The organism is Nocardia anaemiae NBRC 100462 (genome assembly GCF_001612725.1).
Taxonomy (GTDB): Bacteria; Actinomycetota; Actinomycetes; order Mycobacteriales; family Mycobacteriaceae; genus Nocardia; species Nocardia anaemiae.
Window position 1 is genome coordinate 434,178 of sequence record NZ_BDAZ01000001.1, and the last position, 15,617, is coordinate 449,794.

Consider the following 15,617-nt stretch of genomic DNA (forward strand, 5'->3'; position numbering starts at 1 on the left):
TCTCGCGCAGTGGCGGACGGTGTTTGTCTCAGTTCGATGGCATTTCTTTGGCTTGGTCAGGGTTGTTCGGCTGGTGTGCTTTGCCAGCGAATGATCCTTTTGGGTCTTGTGAATGCCGTTTCGAGACTCATCGGCGCCAGCGTTGCGCGCGCGATGGTGATGTCACCCCTGCTGTCCGATGCTCGAGGCAGGGGCAGCATCGCGTGCCCCTTCAGGAGCCCTCCCACCACGGCTCCGTGTCCTCCACGGCGACGGACTCGTAAAAGTCCATGTTGCTGATCTCCAGGTTGCCCGCAAGCGATCCGACCATGCGGCAGGGAAGGACGGCGTGCTGCCCCGGAGTGTCGTACAGGTCGACAGCGGTCAGTGGTCGGCCGGGCTCGGCAAAGGTCCTGGCATCGGCGAGAACGACCAGCGTGGTGTGCTCCTCGGCGCGCTCCTTGGGCGGCGGGACCAGCGCCGGGACCTGCCCCGGCAGCAGACCCTCGAAGGCTCGGTCGTCGACCACCAACGCCGACAGCGGATAGCGCTCCACGTCGATCTCGTCCGGGTCCAGGTCGGTACCGACCCAGCCATCCTCGTCGGCCCCGCCCAACTCATCGAGCAGGGCGCGCCAACCCTCCTCGTCGTCGAAGAACGTACGGACCAGCAATACACCAGCGGTGGCGGGCAGTGCAGGGAAGGACCGGTGCGGCGGCGCCGCCGGCACGGGGAAGGCCGGGCGCCCGCCCTCTCCCTCGTACATGCCGCACACGTCCATATTGCGTACCAGGTGGTCGAACGTGAGTGCGCCGCCCAGCAGATCGGCCAGGATCTCACCGAGCCGGGCCGACCGAACCCGGACACCGCGCCCGGGCATCGCCGCCAGGTCCACCAGCAACGGCCCGCCCCCGCCGTACACCACCGGAATGGCCGCCAAGACGACGACCGGCGGCACCGGGCCACCGTCCGCGACAAGTGCGGGGACGTTTCCGCCGTGCAGGAAGTCCCACCCGCAGTCCTCGATCGGTCGCAGCCGCACCCCGCTGCCCCCGACGACGAGCACATCGCCTTCCCGGCGGCCCCCGACCTCGTCAACCAGCTTGCCCCACTGTGCCGCACCGTCCTCGTAGCACGTACAGACCAACAACACTTCACCGGGCTCCGGCTGGGGAAGCCTAGGAAAGGACATAACTCTCCTCCGAAAAGACTGCGGCAGTCGCCTCGTCGCAATTGGTCCCGGCCGTGAGGATGCGTCCTACAGAACACCCCGATCAGCCGCGACTCATAGATGACATGCCCGGCCTCGGTATCCCACCAATTACTCACCGCCGCAAGCGAACCGACCTCTCGACGTCGTCGGCAACACGTGGGACCCGACCTGCACAGCATCGACAGTAGCCGACCCGCGAGACCAGGATGCTTTCAACACCACCACACTCGGCAACTCGAATCCTCCTGCCGCGGAAGGTAACTGGCGAAGATCATGCATCAACAGATCAGCGAAGGAAGCGGAATCTCATAATCACAACCACGTAGCCTCTCAGAGTGAACAAAGAGCTCCGAGTAGCGGCCTACGTTGTATGCGTGCGGGAAGCCGAGATCCTGCTGACCAGGTGGACAGCGCCCGACGGCAGCAAGCAGTGGACGCTACCAGGCGGCGGAATGCACCACGGCGAGGACCCGATCACAACAGCCGTCCGCGAGGTATCCGAGGAGACCGGGTACACCGCCGAGCTCGTCAGCCTGATCGGTATCGACTCGATCAACCGCCATTACCCGCGCCCGCAAGGCGAATTCGCCGACTTCCACGGGCTCCGAATCGTATACGAGGGTCGGATCACCGCTGGCGAACTCCGCAACGAAACCAACGGCTCGACCGACCTCGCTGCCTGGCACCCGCTCGACGACGTTGTCCACCTCGACCGAGTCGAACTCGTCAACATCGGAATCGAGCTGTGGCGGACCAGGCCAGCTCTGGGCCGCGCGAGCGACCGACGCCCTCCGATCAGACGGCCCAGAGCTGATCTGCCGACCTGCCTCGCCAGAGTTCGGCCGTGAACCGCAACTGGCGAAGATCAGCCACCAACCCGCGAGCGAAGGGACTGGAATCTCAAAATCGTGGCCAACTGGGCATGCCATGGTCAATCATTCTGAGATTTGGCCACAACTTCTGAGACCCTACAGCGACACAAAATTACGCCGCGAGGAGTTCGAACTCCCCTGCATTGATGCCGTCGACGAAGGCCGCCCACTCATTGGGGGTGAACAGGAGCCGGGTGCCGTGACGATGGTCGCGCACAGTAACCCAGCCGTCCTGGTGCCGGTCGATCGTCGGCATGCCCTCGCCACGATGCGCAGTGGATCGCACCGAGTGGTTGCAGAAGGCCGGCCAGAGGGAGACGGGCATCGAAATAACAGGCTGGACGCTCGGGTCATTTGCGGGGTCGCGAAGGTACTTGCTATCGCGCAGGAGAACCTTGTCGCCGATGAAGTTGACCTCGATGCACGATGCGCCGCCGTTGTTGCTGAACGAACTCTTCCGCCAACCCGGGCGGATTTCGGTGGTCATTGTTGCTCCATGCTCTTCAATTGCGAGATCCGACTCTCGATGGCTATGGCGGTGTCCGCAGCCGAAAGCGCCTTGTCTCGAAGCCGATCGGCAGCCAGTGAGTACAAGTCTACTTGTGGGCGATCCTGCAAATAGAGAGCGCCGGTGTGGTACTCGACGTACGCGATGCCCCGCGCCTCGGCGAAATCGAGAACGATGAACGAGCCGGGGAGGCCCTCATGGACGGCCACCGTTGTCGGGATGACTTGGACCTCGACGTTCGCCAACTCCATCAGGCTGAGCATGTACTCCAGCTGCTCACGCATGACTGTCGGTCCGCCAACGGGTCTGTCGAGCGCGACTTCCTCAACGACTGCCCGGGCCGTTCTTGAACTGGGCCCGTAGGGCTGGACTGCTCCGAGTGACCGGAGCGGCATACCAATTCCGACACGACAGCTACGCAAAGTGGCTTGCTACAGGCAATTCCGCGCTGCTTGGCAGTGAGCAGCACTCCGCAAAAGCCGAGTGATGTTTAGCGGCATCTATTCGAGAACCCCTGGGGATTTTCGCAGCCGAGCGCTGCGGCGAGTAGACGGTAGTGGGTGTGGCCAGTCCTCGTTGATGCGTCCACCTGATCCGCTGAGACCGGCCAGTTTATTTTTGACCGTGCAAATACCAACCAAAAGTGAGCGCTGCGGCAACCGGGCCCCCAACGAGCAGACACTATCGTCGAGGTCGACGAGGACTACTTTCGAGTAGCTCTTCAGGGTTTCGGCCGATTGCGTAGCAGATCCACTCCGCTTGGCCAACAGTTTCATCCAGTGCAAGGATCGGTGGCCGTGCGGGAAAACGAGACGCTGTTGTTCGACCGGGTGCGTGGGGCGATGTTGGGTGGGGCGGTGGGCGATGCGCTCGGGTGGCCCATCGAGTTTTGCAGCTGGCGCAGATCAGGGAACAGCATGGGGTGGCCGGCGTCACCGATTTCCTGCCCGGCCTGATACCCGATGCGCCGCAACAGATTACCGATGACACGCAGATGACATTGTTCACCGCCGAAGGCTTGCTGCGTTGTCCGCCCGGCGCGGATCCAGCCCCAGTGCTGCGGCGTGCGTACCTGCGCTGGCTGACCACCCAGGAGCAAGCCAAGCCCGCACCCGAACCCGACGGCTGGTTGGCGGGACAGCAGTTCCTTTATGCGATGCGGTCACCTGGCCATGCGTGCACCAGCGGGTTACGGCTCCAAGCGAAGGAATATCGGGCACCACATCTGCCCGGTGAGCCGGGGCCGGTGAATCCGAATTCGAAGGGATGCGGAACCGTGATGCGGTCCGCGCCGTTCGGTCTCGCCGCGCTCGGTCCACACAAGGCATTCGACGCCGCGATGCGATGCGCCCAGCTCACCCACGGCCATCCGACCGGCTATCTTGCCGCGGGCGCGTTTGCGGCCCTGATCGACAGCGTGCTGAGTGGGGTCGAACTGCCGATCGCCGTGCGCGACATCATCATCCGACTCACCTCGATGCCAGCAGACAGCTCCGAAACGGTGTCCGCCCTGGCCGGTGCGCTAGCGTTCGCACATCTCGGCCCGCCGACGCCGGAACGAGTCGAGCAAGTCGGGCAGGGCTGGGTCGCGGAGGAGTGCCTCGCCGTCGCCGTCTACTGCGCGCTATACGCGTTCCGGACCGGCGACGTACGTGGCGCGCTGCTGCTATCGGTGAACCACTCCGGCGACTCCGATTCCACCGGCGCGGTGGCCGGCAACCTTATCGGTGCAGTCCACGGATTGTCCGCCCTGCCGCACGAGTGGGTATCTGCCGTCGAGGGCCGCGACGAATTGGTCCAGATCGCCGACGATCTCGTCCTGAACTTCTTCTACCGAGACCGCTCCCGCCTCGAAACCCGCTATCCGCTCGACACTTCGGTGAACTGAACTGAGCACCAAGCTGCTTCGAGGGTTTCGCTCGCCATCAGCGTGGATCGACTCCCCTTGGCTATCATCAGACGCAATGCATGTCGAGTTGATGCTTGATTCTTTGGACGGACTGTCCGTCGGCGACGCTTTGGGGCAGCAGTTCCCGATCATGCGCCGATCCATCGCAGATCTTCGGGCCGGTAATCTTGCTGCCGGGCCGTGGGGGTGGACCGACGACACCGAGATGGCCTGCTCCGTGGTTGCCGAGCTGTGCACTCGTGGCGAGATCGACCAGGATCGGCTCGCTACCGCATTCGCACGACGCTTCGACCCGAGCCGCGACTACGGCTTCAACACGGTCGCTACCATGCGCCGAGTCCGCGACGGCATGCATTGGCGCACCGCGGCCGCAGCCGCGTTCGGTGACGAAGGTTCCTGCGGCAACGGTGCGGCCATGCGAGTCGCCCCGCTGGGTGCCTTCTATGCCAGCGATCCGGAAATGGTTGTCACCGAAGCGATCCGCTCGGCACAGGTGACACATCTGCATCCCGAAGGAGTCACCGGTGCCGTCGCGGTGGCACTCGCCGCAGCCCAAGCTGCGCACGCCCGCCTCAACCGGACACGGCCCACACCAACCGAATTCATCACCAACGTCCTGGACCGCCTCGACCACAGTGACACGACCCGGCTGATCCGCCGCGCCCGCACCCTGCTCGGAGCCCCCGCCGCCGAGGCCGCGAAAGAACTCGGCAACGGATCTCTGGTCACCGCGCAGAACACGGTGCCGTTCACAATGTGGGTCGCAGCCACATACCTGGACGACTACCCGACCGCAGTCACCACATGCATTGCGGCAGACGGAGATATCGACACCACCAGCGCCATCGTCGGCGGGATCGTTGCCGCCTACACAGGCAACCGCACCGGACCGATCGTCGGGATACCCCAGACATGGCTTGCCGCACGAGAGGCGCTGCCCTACTGGTGCAACAACTCGATCGAACGAACACGCGGGCGCAAGAATTCTGTATTCGGCCGCGCTCGGCGATGGCTGTCCGGCGCATCGTCGAGATGACCACGATCGACCGGCAGGCATCCGCCGTCCTGTCATCGCATTCGTGCCAAGGCGCCCCGCGGCCCACGATCGGCCTCGGCATGCGCGGCCCGGAAATCCTTCAGCCAACGCTCTACTGTGGCGGGTCTCCTTCGTCCATGGCAGTCCTTCGCAAACGCTCGCTGTCCTCGAGGCGGTTGCGGCGATGAACCGACATTCACGGCCGCCGTTGAAGTTTCAGACCACCGGAATTGTCGTCCTATCCGGCGACTAGCTTGTTGCACGAGTGGCCACCGATGCGTGGTTCGGATCGAGAGGTCTCTGATGGAACCGAACATGCATGGCCCGCGTCTAACCTACTGAGACCAAGACCAACCGACGACTGAGAGAACGTGCATGGCTGAAGGTCCATCAACCACCCGGTCACCGTTTGCGATTGTGCCCGACCATGTTTCGGATGCCGGACAGTATGTGCAGCGGACCGCGCAAACTCTCGTCAACGGTGTCCGATCGGCCGACGCAGACGTGCAGGGGCTGATGACGAGCTGGAAAGGCACCGCGGCCACCGCCTATTCGACGGGATGGGAGGAAACCCGCGACGGCGCCCTACAGGTACTCGAAGCCCTGAACACCATGGCTGAGCTGCTCGGTGTCGTAGGTGTCCAATACACCGGCACCGACACCACCAACGCTGCCGGACTCCGGCAATCCTCGCTGGATCTCCCGTAGCTGATTCCGCGTAACCGAACAGGACTGTGGCACATGAGATATCAGGTCGATCTCGACCACCTGGATGACGTAACCGCCCGCATCGGCGGACTGAACGATTTCCTGCGCGAATCCCTACGCGAGATCGATGAACGCATGGCCGTAATGCAACAGAGCTGGAACGGCCACGCCGCCGACAGGCAAGCCGAGGCGCATCGTGAATGGGCTACTGCGGCGCAAGAGATTCGGGAGGGAATCGAGGCCATGCAGGCCGCAGCGCGCACAGCGCACACCGCCTACGGCGACGCTGTCACGGCCAACCTGCGCACCCTGGGGCGCGCGTGACCGCAACCGTTCTCGACGTCGATTCCAGCGTCTACTACGAAGCTGGTGACCGGCTCAAAACGTTGGCCGGTGAATGGTTTTTCGGCGTTGACGCGTTCTGGTCGAAGCTGGACGAATGCGGCAATATGACCGGTTCCTATTCCGAGGCCAAGAAGTGGGCGGAGTCCTACGACGCGCGCGCGGCCGAAGCGTTGAAAATGGTCAGCGATCTCGCGTACGCGACGTTCAACTACGGCCAAATCCTGATCAACCTGGGCTACAACCACGCGTTAGCCGAATGGACCGCCGCAGGTTCCACCGGGCCCGCGCCACAACAACCGGCCAAGGCATTCGCGGGCTACCCGTGCCGTATCCCGTTACCGTCGGCCGGTGGCCCCGGTAACGGGTTGATCGATGGCGGGGTCAAACTAGTCGAGGCCATCGGCATCACGGTGCCCGATGGCAACGCCGATCTACTCCAACGCGCCGCCGACACCTGGGCCGCTATCGCCGATGCCACACCAGTGACGGCCATGGCCGCGGGCCTGGAAGCCGCGGCCCTCCAGTTCGAGGCCATCACCAGCCCCGAAGTCTCCTTCATCGATGAGGACATTCAGGCGCTGAAAGCAGCGGCCGAAACCACTGCCCGCGTATTCCGGGAACTGTCCGGCTCGACGCGTGACCACCATGACGGCCTGGTCGAGATGCGCGCGAAAATGGTCGAATTACTCAAAGAGCTGGGTGAGGAACTGCTCAAAGAGCTGGCCATATCCGTGGCCATCGCCGCCGCGTCATCGGTGATCACCTTCGGTATCGGCGCAGCGGTGGCATCGGCGCGGGTGGTATCGATAGCCGCCAAGATGGGCCGCCCTATCCGGCTCGTCATCGACGCATTCAAATCCGAACACAACATCGCCAAAGGCGTGCGGGCCGAGGAAACCCTCGGCAAACATGCCGACGATGTGAACCGGCTCAAAGGGTTGAAGGCGGACAATTTCAAGGCACCGCCGCGGGCGTCGCTGACCGCTGAAGATGAGGCGATCCTGCGGCAAGGCGTTAGTGACTCGCGCGGCAATTCGCTGACGGCCGCACTCCGGCGGGGTGACGCCACACCCGAGCAGCAGCGCCAGGCCGAAGCCCTCACGCAGGCAATGAACAAGCTCCCCGTCCATGAGGGGCCGGTTGTGCGACAGACCAATCTGCGCCAAGAGCTTCTTGACCAATACGTGCCCGGCCAACGGGCACCGTCAGATCCCGGTTTCATGTCTACGAGCACGAACCCCAAAGGCGCGAACGATTTTATTGTCGACAATTCCAAGGTCGAATTTAATATCGAGAGTAAAATGGGCCGTAATTACAGCCAGTACGGAACACCGGACGAAGTCCTGTTTTCGCCGAATACCCAGTTTCAGGTGCTCGGCAAAACACCGCCCGATGCGAACGGGCGCGTCGTCATTACTATGATGGAAATCTAGGAGAGCCTCACGTGCCTAAGAAAATTGGCGGCAAAATCATCTATACTCCCGAAGAGGCCGAAAACCTTGGGCTGAAAACGCCGTCACCGGAGGAAATCGCACGCGCCCAGGCCAGTCTCGCCCAATTCCAGAAAGACCGTGCAGCGGCCGGACCTGCCCCAGAAGGAACCTCACCAGGGTTCGGCGGCCGGTTCTCCGACGACTTGGACGGCACCGAATGGGAGGGCTGGACCATGGACCCGAAAACCGGCCAATGGCGCAACCAGAACGGCAATCCGGTCGATGAGGGCAAGGCGTGACAAGGGATACGCAGTACTGAGCCGGATACCGAGCGGGCCGCCGCAGCCGCCGAAGTCGCCACCACCGACCCTGACCAACTCGCTGTCGGGGCTCGGCCTGATCGGTGCCGATGCAGCTGCCGAGTTCACTGCGGCGGCCCGCCAGCAAGCCAAGCCGACTCACTGGCCAACGCCGCGAATCCCTGAGCGGTTTTCGAGCCTCTCCTCCGGGGCGGCACGGTCGCGACCGCGTCCTCTTCTCCATTACGCCCGAAGACTGGCCAACTTCGATCCATCACGCCAGACTGCACCGGCCTCGCCGCAACACAATCCTTACTCCACTTCGCCTGTGTCTTGCCGATGATGTGGGCTTCCGCACTGCCGCGGACTTGGTCGACATCCGATCAGGGATGAATTGGTTTCCAGTGTCTACAACTGGCTCAAAGGCGTCGCCGCCAAGGACGACTCGGCCGTCTGGCCCGATCGGATGGATTTACGCAGTGACCACGTTGAGCTCAGAAAGCACGCCTTGGGGGTCGTTGAGGTAGCGGTATTCCTCCACCGGGGGACTGAACTGGCCGAGCACGTTCGCCACGGCATCGCGTTCCGCCTCAGTCACCGGGATCCGACGCTTGATGAGACTGGCACACAGCACGTCGACGAGCATCGCCCACTCACCCACGTCGCTGTAGGTCCGATAGCTTTCGACCAGGTCAGAAGGCAGGCGGTCGGCGAGGCTCTCGAGGAGGTCTCGCGAGTCCTTGCTCATCTTGTTGAGCCGACGGTTACCGGCTTCGATGGCTTGTGGGTCTCGCTGACGTTTTCGTGCCGCCCTGTCCGAATTCATCGCTCTCCGAGCCTATTTGATCGGGTTGCCATTCGCGTCGTTCCTGACAACCCCTTCACCCCCGATGGGATAGCCGGTCACGACTGAGCCGTCGGGAGCGACGATGAAGACGATCTGGGTACCACCCGCAGGTCGCCGCGTACAGTGGGCGCGCCCTGAACCACGATCTCCGCTCAGCGCTTCGGGCTTGTCCGGTCCGTCGACGTCGATGTATTCGGCCTGGTACTTGATGAGGCATGGAGCATGAGCGCTGCGGCCACGGTGAGTGCGCCCGTTCCCGTGTGATCCCCTGAGGAATTGTCGGCCGAGTCAAGCGGGGAATTTTGATTCGCCGTTTTATTGCAGTGCTATGCAATAAGAGAGATTCATGTTAACTGAAGTGAAAATCCTCGCGTCGATATGGCAAGTTGATCATGGCCAAGCGCGTGTGATCCCAAACCAGCTCATCCGACTTCAAGCTCAAATCGCCATTTCGCCGCAGTAGCCACACGCCTTCAGAGTCCTCCAGGTACAGAATGGCATCACCGTCGATGCGCTCGAGCAAGCCCGAGACAACTCTGACCATGTCGTCGCCTTGAGCCGAGGTTGGCGTATCCTTTCCGTACTCGAATCGCACCAACACGGTCGGAGTGAAACCAAAGTCCTCCTTGACCGGGTCTCCCCAGCGAGAAGGCACCGACACGGCAACACGAATCCAAGTTCCGTACCGAGTTAGAATTCCCTGGCGAATTAGAAACTCTGCGGTGGGCACCGTATCGATGATTTCATTGCTCTTAGCGACCTCGATCACCGTATGGGCGAAGTCATCAACAGAGGCTGGAATTGCCATCTTGAAGATGTAGCACAGCGACACTCAAACCTCCTATCATCAGGGGAAGAAGGGGACAATGTTACCACCACTGTCGATAACTAGTACTTCCTTAAGGCCTTGAATGGGCCAGTCCCGAAGCTGAGACTTAAGCGTCGTAACGTCGACGCTGCTATCGGACAAATTCAGCACGATCCTATCGGCCTGCCCGGAGGTTACCTTCCCCTCGATCGTCGATGCAATATTCCTCGCGTTACCGGTCGTTGGTGCATAGTTATCGAATATTTGGCCCTCGATCTTGTAATCTGGATTCTTGTTACCAGGTACCGAAGGATTCTGCTCGACCTTGTATCCGCCCTTGGCCAGAGCGTCGGCGGATTCGTTCTCGCGCGTGAGGGCGCGAATGTTTGCCGGATCCTTATCATTGGGATCTATCGGCGTTCTTCTACCACCAGGAGTAGCGTTCGGGTCATGGGTACCGGAGGGTTTGGTTGTATCTGACTTGGTAAAGGGCCTCTTGAGCTTCTCGACCAATTTGGTTGAGAGTTCTTTGATGCGCTGGATGGATTCTTTGGTTTTGGTGGTTGCCCGCTCGATCTTGACCGCAGCCCGGAGTTTCGCCGCTTGTACGGCACGCTTGATCAGGTCGGCGAACTTTTCGATGATCTTCGCTACTTTGACCGCGGTTTTGGCGGCCACCGCCGCGGCGCCGACGCCGAAGCTGACGCAGGAAGTGACCGCCGCGAAGACGAGGTCAACCGCGACTTCTGTGGCGAGCTCTACGGCGAGGTCTTTGACCAGTTGCACGAGCGCGTCGCGCATGTCGTCGTGGGCTTTTTTCTGGTCCCGGCAGGCTTGGGCGAGTTCGCCATAGGCGCCCGCAAGATCGCCTGCGGCAGCTTTTAGTTCGCGGAGGTCTTCATCGATGAAGTTCGCGTCCGGGGAGGTGACTTGTTCAAACAGGGCGGCCGCGCGTTCGATTTCACCCGGAGTGGCGGTAACTGTGCCGTTGGTGGCGAGGTTGTTCCAGACATCGGCCGAGTGTGAGAGCTTGGCCGTGTCGCCATCGGGAATAGGAATGCCGACTTTCACGGCCAAGTCGAGGCCGTCGTCGACGAGTCCGCGGCCGGGTCCGCCCGCAGAAGGGGGCACCAGCAGCGAGACGAGCTCTTGCGGGGAGAGAGTGAACGACGGGGTCAGATTAGGAGCGGTGGGCTCGGGTTGCCCGCTGTTCGGGTCGTGGTCGGCAAGGGCATGGTTGTAGCCGGCCTGTTTGAGTACCTGGGCGTAGCCATCAAGCGCCAGCACCATGTCGATGGACATCGTGTAGATGTCTTTGCATTGCTGGTCATAGGACTCGGCCCACTTCATACCGTCGCCGACACTGCCGGCCATGTTGGTGGTGTCGCCGAAAGACCTCATCGCGGCCTTGAACGCCTCGAAGTATCCCGAGGAGGCTTTGGCGCAGATGTCGGCGGCGTCGTAATAGGTCTGGGCCGAGACGTCGAGGACCGTCACGACCGACTGCCCGAACTACGGCCGAGCATCTGCAGGTTCGTGGTGATCGCGGCCTGGTAGCGGTCCCGCGCGGCCGTGGCTGCGGTGCGCATGGTCTCGATGCCCTCGGCGACCTCTTGGGCGCCGGTCACCCACTTGGTGAACGCCTCGTTGGCGGCAGTGGCGGAGGGGCCATTCCAGCTGGACTGCAATGCGGCTGTGCGTTGCTGGATGCCGGAGACGCTTTCGGTGAGGAACCCGACGAACCCCTTGAGCTGCGTAGCGATGTCGTCGAGCTCGGTCAGATCCACCCGGAACGAGTCAGCCATGAATTTCTTCCTCCCCCAACGCCTTACGGCAAATCCAATGAACTGGTGCCGGCGGCGCGCTGTGTGTCGAGCGTGGTGTGTGTCTCGGCGACCACGCCGAGAAGTTCAGCCAACGTCGCCAACGCCTCCAGGATGGTTTCCGCGCCCTTGCGGGTCTCCTCCCATCCGGAGCGATAGGAGGTAGCGGAGTTGCCGACCCAGTTCTCCAGCAACTTGCTGACATCGGCGTCGATGGAGCGGAGCCCGTTCACCAACTCCTCGGCTGTCAGTTGCACGTAACGACCAGCATCGGTGACCTCGGCTGGAGCGACATCGAACGTTCCATCCCAGGAATTCGATTGCGCCACATAACCTCCCCAAGCCAAGGACACTGCGAATCTACATCAAGTCATACCGCTCGATAAATCCCAAGTCATTGGGGGCGCCTCCTGGTAGCCGCCGCGCCAGTCGCCCACAACCGCAGACCCACAACTGCTAGAGATCCCGTCGTCATGGGCGAACTCAACCAACGGGGCACCGCATGCGAGAAGACCGCCGGTACGTGGGCAGCGCACCATATGTTGGGGCCGTCAACAGCTGAAAACGATGACCGGTCAACACCGATACGAATTGTGTCTGGGCGGTGGAGCTTCGGCAGATGCCAACTCCGTACACAACCGTGCTACCGCCTCGTCACGGACACTTGCTTCGCCGCGATCTTGTCCTCGTCCCAGGTTGCCGCCGGCTCGGCCTGCATCATCGTGATCTACATCGTTGGAGCGCAAAAGATTCCGCCCCTCCCACGTGACGCCGCTCAGAATTAGTGCGCCGCTCCGTCTGCATTCATATGAAGCTCACCGTTCAGACGTTCCTGACCCTCGACGGCGTGATGCAGGCCCCCGGCGGGCCCGAGGAAGATCCCAGCGACGCCTTCACCCACGGCGGCTGGCAGGCCCCCTTCCCCGACCAAGTCGTCGGCGAGTTCGTCACCGAACTCAACAGCCACGCCAGCGCGTTCCTGTTCGGACGCCGAACCTTCGACATCTTCCGCGGCTACTGGCCTGATCAAACCGACCCCGACAACACCATTGCCACGGCGATCAACTCGCTGCCCAAATACGTCTTGTCCAACTCGCTCAGCGAAGCCGATGCCACCTGGCGCGGCGAACACCCCGACACCGCTCACCTCCTGACCGGCGACCTCGTCGCGGCCGTGCAGGCACTCAAGGACGAACCCGGCGACGAACTGCAGATCTGGGGAAGCGGCAAACTGCTCCAGACACTGTTGCAGCACGAACTCGTCGACTGCTTCCGCCTGATGACATTTCCGCTACTGCTCGGCTCCGGTCGCCGCTTGTTCAACGACGGCATCCTCCCAGCAACGATGCGCCCGGTCGAGCTCACCGTGACCGACCTCGGCATCGTCCTGGGCACCTACGAACCAGCCGGCCCGGTTCACCACGGCCAGATGTAACCCGAACCGTGCCAGGCCGCCACATCGCGACTTGCCATCACTGTGACGGAGGTGGCGACACGCACCGGTTTGATGTCGTCCTGATTCCCGATCACGGTCAGCCGGTCGATCGACAACCCCAGCCTCGATCGACACCATCCGCGCGGTAGCTCGAGCCCCGAAGCTCGACGTGCGCGATCGCGCACTGGTCCGGTATCGCACTCGAACTCGACGAGCCGTACACGCCTGCACCGGAAGCAGCGTCGGCTGATCGTCAATGACACGGGTCACGTACCAGCGATCGATAAAGTTGGCGATCCGCTTCGCCTTGTCCTTGGCAATCGTCAGCCCGTCGTCTGGCCGAACCGCGGCGAGGATGCCTATCATCTGACTACTCAGCCCATTGGCCTCGTTGAAAAAGATCGCTTCCAGCTCATCGAAATGACGGCACGTAGCGTGCAGGAACGTCCGATAGAACGTTGCAAGCTGGATCAGCTCATCGACGAATTGGAAGTAGCTGTCGCCCTCTTCAGCAAGCCCGAACGCTTCGCGTTGCTCCTGGACCCACACACTGGGCGATGTATTGATTTCCTCCATGTCATGTGCGAGATTTCCGCACCGGGCGTGCTTCGCGATCAGAGCCGCCTTGATGAACTTCGCAGGAGCGTCGTGGTCTTCCCGTACAGTTGTGAGCTGGCCAAGCATCGTCCGCCACCGGATGTTCAGCTTCTCCTCATCCCGGCGGACGTGCGACAGTAGAAAGCTCTTCAGCAGATCAACCGACGTGAGTCGAGCGCCCCGGTCATTCATAGTCTCGAAGATCCGGAAACCATTGTCTCGACTCGGAGCCCGGATCCCCACCAGGACAACGTCGTTCAGCAACCACCTCACGAAACCGCTCAATGCCGTGCCGCCGACTCGTTCCCGGAGCAGTTGCTCGACGTCCACAGCCCTGCTCACCAGGTTGCGCACCGACAGGGACGCGCCCGCTGGCAGCTCATAATGCAGTCCGCGGTAGAAGGCGTCCAAGGCTTGCTCACGCTCTTCGATCACAATCCGGAACTGCGGCCGAGGGGTCGAACTCTCGAATAGCACGATTGAGCATGTCCTGGATCTGTCGATCCGCATTGTCCACCATCCGATACAGAAATATGAAGATCAAGTGCAACGTGGTGAAACGCTGCTGACCGTCGACGAGAAACCGCCGCTTCCGGTCTGTCTCGTAATAGACGAAGGGCCCCAGGAAATATGGCGGCAACTGATGCCGGTGGCGGCGGCCGAAACGAGAGTCGTACGCCTCATCGAACTCGTCGCACAGGTCGGTGATCAAAGTCCGGACATCCTGTGCGGTCCAGGCATATTCGCGCTGATAGTAGTCGATCGTGTAGGTGATCGAGCCCTCGAACAGCTTCTTCAGGCTGAACATCTCACCGGTGATCTCATCTGCCCGCATCGCTGGCCCCCATCCCGCTCGGTCAAGATTGCCTAGGCCTGCGAACAGACCCAAATAGCATTGAACAACGAGTCCCCGCGCCATGCCGTCCGTTCGAGCGAGACCACGAGCCTTAGTCCAGGCGTTGCCCGCGGCTGCAGTGGTCTGGGTTGCCCGCCCTGGTCGATGCGGCCCCGTCCGGTTCCGAAGCCGAACAGCCCTGGCGGTGAGCACCGCGCCGGGGCCACTGCCGAACATCCTGAAATAGCCGATTACCGGATGTTCGATGCGGCATAAGCTGGGTGAGGTCGGGTGTCGATGGGTTCGGCTCGCGCGAACCAGACTCGCCGTTGTTGTTATGGCCTCTTGCTTGCCCGGTTGTGGCCTGGTTCAGTTGGGACGTGTCTCGGTTGAAGTTGTCTCTCCTTTAGGAGGTCGGTGGGGTGGATCCGTTGACGGTGATCGCGGCGGCGTTGGCTGCGGGAGCGTTGAAGGGGGTGGGTGAGACGGCTTCAGCAGCTGTGGCAGATGCGTATCGAGGGCTGAAGGGTTTGGTGACCGGTCGGATCGGTTCGAACCCGCGGGCGGAGTTGGTGGTGGATGAGTATGAGGCCGATCCTGAAACCTGGCAGGTTCCCCTGCTCACGATGCTGAGCGAAGGTGGCGCTGATCGTGATGAGCAGGTACTAGCCGCTGCACGGCGGTTACTGGAATTGACTGACCCGCAGGGAAGTTCGGCCGGCAAGTATGCGGTCGATGCGCGGGGCGCCAATGTCGGGGCGATCGGTGACCACTCTCGCCAGCACAATACTTTCGGTACCCCCTCGGCCCAGAACTGACTCTCGGGGATTGTCGGGAGCCTGACGGTGTCCAAGAAGCAACGAAAGGCCCAGGAGCGGCGTCAACCAGTCGAGTCGGTGGTGCATGCGACGGGCGCAAATATCGGGGCGATCGGAGATCACGCCAGTCAAACCAACTATTTCGTGACGGT

General features: G+C 62.0%; 17 protein-coding genes and 1 pseudogene. 9 read left to right on the forward strand and 9 right to left on the reverse strand.

All coding sequences use genetic code 11. The features are described 5' to 3' along the window. Positions 1-211: 211 nt before the first annotated feature. Complete coding sequence (locus NA5_RS01895) at positions 212-1,171, reverse strand: DUF6924 domain-containing protein (protein WP_062981106.1); 960 nt, start codon at positions 1,169-1,171, stop codon at positions 212-214. 356 nt (positions 1,172-1,527) lie between these two features. Here NA5_RS01895 and NA5_RS01900 point away from each other — a divergent pair, with 356 nt between their 5' ends. Further along, positions 1,528-2,040 carry an NUDIX hydrolase gene (locus NA5_RS01900; protein WP_062981108.1) on the forward strand — a complete coding sequence of 171 codons (513 nt, stop codon included), beginning with the start codon at positions 1,528-1,530 and terminating at the stop codon, positions 2,038-2,040. 136 nt (positions 2,041-2,176) lie between these two features. Here the strand turns inward: NA5_RS01900 and NA5_RS01905 are convergent, their stop codons facing one another. Together NA5_RS01905 and NA5_RS01910 are read right to left on the reverse strand one after the other, a co-directional pair. After that, positions 2,177-2,551: a DUF397 domain-containing protein gene (locus tag NA5_RS01905; protein WP_062981110.1), complete on the reverse strand. Its 375-nt coding sequence runs from the start codon at positions 2,549-2,551 to the stop codon at positions 2,177-2,179. Then, positions 2,548-2,967 (reverse strand): DUF5753 domain-containing protein, encoded by a 420-nt coding sequence (locus tag NA5_RS01910; RefSeq protein ID WP_245672038.1) that lies wholly within the window; start codon positions 2,965-2,967, stop codon positions 2,548-2,550. The genes NA5_RS01905 and NA5_RS01910 overlap by 4 nt, the downstream gene beginning before the upstream one ends. A 447-nt stretch (positions 2,968-3,414) precedes the next feature. Between NA5_RS01910 and NA5_RS01915 the strand changes: the two are divergent. The 6 genes and pseudogenes from NA5_RS01915 to NA5_RS40090 all read left to right on the forward strand — a co-directional run bounded on the left by NA5_RS01915 (position 3,415) and on the right by NA5_RS40090 (position 8,302). Further along, positions 3,415-4,460 (forward strand): annotated as a pseudogene (locus NA5_RS01915) (ADP-ribosylglycohydrolase family protein). Between the two features lie 76 nt (positions 4,461-4,536). After that, a complete protein-coding gene (locus NA5_RS01920) occupies positions 4,537-5,517 on the forward strand; it encodes an ADP-ribosylglycohydrolase family protein (protein ID WP_245672039.1) in 981 nt (326 codons plus the stop codon). A gap of 417 nt (positions 5,518-5,934) precedes the next feature. Next, entirely contained in the window at positions 5,935-6,225 is a 291-nt protein-coding gene (locus NA5_RS01925) for a WXG100 family type VII secretion target (protein WP_062981115.1), read from the forward strand. Between the two features lie 33 nt (positions 6,226-6,258). Beyond that, a complete protein-coding gene (locus tag NA5_RS01930) occupies positions 6,259-6,549 on the forward strand; it encodes a WXG100 family type VII secretion target (protein WP_062981116.1) in 291 nt (96 codons plus the stop codon). Continuing rightward, positions 6,546-8,003: a WXG100-like domain-containing protein gene (locus tag NA5_RS01935; protein ID WP_062981118.1), complete on the forward strand. Its 1,458-nt coding sequence runs from the start codon at positions 6,546-6,548 to the stop codon at positions 8,001-8,003. The genes NA5_RS01930 and NA5_RS01935 overlap by 4 nt, the downstream gene beginning before the upstream one ends. Positions 8,004-8,014: 11 nt before the next feature. Next, entirely contained in the window at positions 8,015-8,302 is a 288-nt protein-coding gene (locus NA5_RS40090; protein ID WP_157110175.1) for a hypothetical protein, read from the forward strand. A gap of 472 nt (positions 8,303-8,774) precedes the next feature. On the opposite strand, the gene NA5_RS01940 is transcribed toward NA5_RS40090, so the two are convergent. From NA5_RS01940 to NA5_RS01960, 5 genes are all read right to left on the reverse strand, one after another. After that, positions 8,775-9,050, reverse strand: coding sequence for a MafI family immunity protein (locus NA5_RS01940; RefSeq protein ID WP_062981120.1), 276 nt, complete (start codon positions 9,048-9,050; stop codon positions 8,775-8,777). A 448-nt stretch (positions 9,051-9,498) separates the two neighbouring features. After that, positions 9,499-9,981, reverse strand: a complete 483-nt coding sequence (locus NA5_RS01945; RefSeq protein ID WP_157110176.1) for a SitI3 family protein — start codon at positions 9,979-9,981, stop codon at positions 9,499-9,501. A 15-nt stretch (positions 9,982-9,996) separates the two neighbouring features. Then, complete coding sequence (locus tag NA5_RS40095; protein ID WP_062981124.1) at positions 9,997-11,454, reverse strand: CdiA C-terminal domain-containing protein; 1,458 nt, start codon at positions 11,452-11,454, stop codon at positions 9,997-9,999. After that, entirely contained in the window at positions 11,451-11,762 is a 312-nt protein-coding gene (locus NA5_RS01955) for a WXG100 family type VII secretion target (protein WP_063813117.1), read from the reverse strand. The genes NA5_RS40095 and NA5_RS01955 overlap by 4 nt, the downstream gene beginning before the upstream one ends. A 23-nt stretch (positions 11,763-11,785) precedes the next feature. Then, on the reverse strand, positions 11,786-12,109 hold the full coding sequence (locus NA5_RS01960; protein WP_062981128.1) for a WXG100 family type VII secretion target: 324 nt from the start codon (positions 12,107-12,109) through the stop codon (positions 11,786-11,788). Positions 12,110-12,588: 479 nt separating this feature from the next. Here NA5_RS01960 and NA5_RS01965 point away from each other — a divergent pair, with 479 nt between their 5' ends. Next, positions 12,589-13,215 (forward strand): dihydrofolate reductase family protein, encoded by a 627-nt coding sequence (locus tag NA5_RS01965; RefSeq protein WP_062981130.1) that lies wholly within the window; start codon positions 12,589-12,591, stop codon positions 13,213-13,215. Between the two features lie 1,015 nt (positions 13,216-14,230). On the opposite strand, the gene NA5_RS41140 is transcribed toward NA5_RS01965, so the two are convergent. Continuing rightward, positions 14,231-14,647, reverse strand: coding sequence for a DUF262 domain-containing protein (locus NA5_RS41140; RefSeq protein WP_062981134.1), 417 nt, complete (start codon positions 14,645-14,647; stop codon positions 14,231-14,233). 422 nt (positions 14,648-15,069) lie between these two features. Between NA5_RS41140 and NA5_RS01980 the strand changes: the two genes are divergently transcribed. Continuing rightward, the gene (locus NA5_RS01980) at positions 15,070-15,465 is read left to right on the forward strand and encodes a Het-E N-terminal domain-containing protein (RefSeq protein ID WP_063813119.1); all 396 of its coding nucleotides are present in this window, start codon (positions 15,070-15,072) and stop codon (positions 15,463-15,465) included. The last annotated feature ends 152 nt before the right edge of the window (positions 15,466-15,617 follow it).

Bases quoted from the DNA above. Each gene is read 5' to 3' on its own strand.
- NA5_RS01895 (WP_062981106.1), bottom strand. From the start codon at position 1,171: ATGTCCTTTCCTAGGCTTCCCCAGCCGGAGCCCGGTGAAGTGTTGTTG.
- NA5_RS01905 (WP_062981110.1), bottom strand. From the start codon at position 2,551: ATGACCACCGAAATCCGCCCGGGTTGGCGGAAGAGTTCGTTCAGCAAC.
- NA5_RS01910 (WP_245672038.1), bottom strand. From the start codon at position 2,967: ATGCCGCTCCGGTCACTCGGAGCAGTCCAGCCCTACGGGCCCAGTTCA.
- NA5_RS01920 (WP_245672039.1), top strand. From the start codon at position 4,537: ATGCATGTCGAGTTGATGCTTGATTCTTTGGACGGACTGTCCGTCGGC.
- NA5_RS01930 (WP_062981116.1), top strand. From the start codon at position 6,259: ATGAGATATCAGGTCGATCTCGACCACCTGGATGACGTAACCGCCCGC.
- NA5_RS01940 (WP_062981120.1), bottom strand. From the start codon at position 9,050: ATGAGCAAGGACTCGCGAGACCTCCTCGAGAGCCTCGCCGACCGCCTG.
- NA5_RS01955 (WP_063813117.1), bottom strand. From the start codon at position 11,762: ATGGCTGACTCGTTCCGGGTGGATCTGACCGAGCTCGACGACATCGCT.
- NA5_RS01965 (WP_062981130.1), top strand. From the start codon at position 12,589: ATGAAGCTCACCGTTCAGACGTTCCTGACCCTCGACGGCGTGATGCAG.
- NA5_RS41140 (WP_062981134.1), bottom strand. From the start codon at position 14,647: ATGCGGGCAGATGAGATCACCGGTGAGATGTTCAGCCTGAAGAAGCTG.